The sequence below is a fragment of the Bradyrhizobium sp. MI1.7 genome, assembly GCF_055811795.1.
The window spans coordinates 1-1,078 of sequence record NZ_JBVVPO010000213.1 but is presented as its reverse complement, the minus strand read 5'-3'; the positions used below and the strand labels follow the sequence as shown (position 1 = coordinate 1,078).

Here is a 1,078-nt window from a genome sequence, read left to right as displayed (position 1 = left end):
AGATCGACGAACTGCTACCCTGGGCCTATCTCGCTACCCAAGAACGCTGGCGCGTGGCCTGAGAACATCGCTTACGGCTGAACGCCACCGCGCCGCAAATGGCAGGCGCCTCGACAGGTCGGCAAGCGAGATGGATTGCATGCAGAACAATGTTTGGTGATCGCAGGAGCCACCACAGGGTTGTGATCATTCAGCCATGATCGGCCCTTAGCAGACGCAAGCGGAGTTCATGAGCAGTTCATTCCAGGCTCCCTAGTTTTTCCGTCGTCGAGACCCTCGATCGCCAAGACCTTCCGCTGACAACACCAACCATCCCCTTCAGGAGGAGACTCCCATGCCAGCATTGCTTCGTCCCGCCCTCACCGCGTTCGGCGTCGCGTGCCTTCTGTCCGCCGCATCGCTTGCCTCCTCCGGTACCGCGTTCGCGCAAGCCAAGCAGGCCGCGCCGGTTCCGCAGGCCGCGCCGGCGCAGGCGCCTAGCCTCAAGCAGATCGCGCTGACCGACAAGCAGCTCGACGGTGTGCTCGCCGCGCAGAAGGACATGGATGCGATCACGGAAAAGCTGCCCGAGAACACCGCACCCGACCAGAAGGTGATCGGCCAGCTCGACGGCGTCGCCAAGAAGAACGGCTTTGCGGGCTATGACGATTACAACAACGTCGTCGACAACATCAGCCTCGTGCTCGGCGGCTTCGATCCCGCGACCAAGAAATATGTCGGCACCGAAGCCGTCATCAAGGCGCAGATCGCGCAGGTCCAGGCCGACAAGAAGATGCCGGCCAAGGACAAGAAGGAAGCGCTCGACGAACTCAACGAAGCGCTGAAGACGCCGGCGCCGCAGGTCGAGAACAAGGCCAACATCGATCTCGTCGGCAAGTACTACGACAAGCTGGTTGCCGCGCTGGGCGACGATCAGAACTGAGCGCTATTACGGCAAGCGCCCGCCACACTCACAGCTGTCATGCCCCCCGAAGGCGGGGGGCGGGCACTGCGCCCCGGGGGGGGGGGTGGGGGCGGGTTGTGGCATATTTGGGGCGGGGGGTAAGGTTAGCCCCGGGAACCCGGGCGGTTTAAACAA

The 1,078-nt window shown here is 62.9% G+C and carries 1 protein-coding gene; it reads left to right on the top strand.

Going from position 1 to position 1,078, the window contains the following annotated elements; all coding sequences use genetic code 11:
• The first annotated feature begins 334 nt into the window (after positions 1 to 334).
• Positions 335 to 922 carry a hypothetical protein gene (locus AC0L3X_RS47170; RefSeq protein WP_063985768.1) on the top strand — a complete coding sequence of 196 codons (588 nt, stop codon included), beginning with the start codon at positions 335 to 337 and terminating at the stop codon, positions 920 to 922.
• Positions 923 to 1,078: the final 156 nt, after the last annotated feature.

What these genes read in the sequence shown, in the direction of transcription:
- AC0L3X_RS47170 (WP_063985768.1), top strand. Translation starts at nt 335, where the DNA reads ATGCCAGCATTGCTTCGTCCCGCCCTCACCGCGTTCGGCGTCGCGTGC.